1 protein-coding gene is annotated in these 462 nt (G+C 63.0%); it reads right to left on the minus strand.

Annotation, left to right across the window (positions count from 1 at the left end; all coding sequences use genetic code 11):
• The coding region (locus IG69_RS20630) for a sigma factor-like helix-turn-helix DNA-binding protein (protein WP_281174752.1) at positions 1-425 on the minus strand (425 nt) is incomplete at its 3' end.
• Positions 426-462 lie beyond the last annotated feature (37 nt).

Here is a 462-nt window from a genome sequence, read left to right on the forward strand (position 1 = left end):
CCTCTCGCAGGTGTCTCAGGAGGCATGCTGATCCGGACGTCCTCCGCGAGCAGTGCCATGATCGAATCGACGTCTTTCGTATCGTGAGCGCGAACGTAGCTACGCGCGAGATCGAAGTCCGCTGATGTGCTCGTCTGGGCCAGTTGGCTCAGACGCTCGACACCCAAGGCTCTCAGTCGGGAACGCCCCCTCTGGAGGAGACTGTTAACAGCAGCGGGAGTTGACTGGAGCAGGCGAGCTGTCTCCAGAGCCGAGAAGCCGAGCATGTCGCGCGCAACCAGCACGGCACGTTGCCGTTCCGGAAGTTGGGACAGCACCGCCACGACGTACAGGTCGGTGCTGTCGCGTTCGACGACCGTGTCAGCGGGATCTACCGTGTCGGGGCAGGGTGACAACCAGTCTGCCCGTTCCAGGATGTCAGCCACCGAGTCGGCCGGTATTGAGCGACGATCGTGATGGCGC

This window comes from Phycicoccus jejuensis, from assembly GCF_000720925.1.
GTDB classification, from domain to species: domain Bacteria; phylum Actinomycetota; class Actinomycetes; order Actinomycetales; family Dermatophilaceae; genus Phycicoccus; species Phycicoccus jejuensis.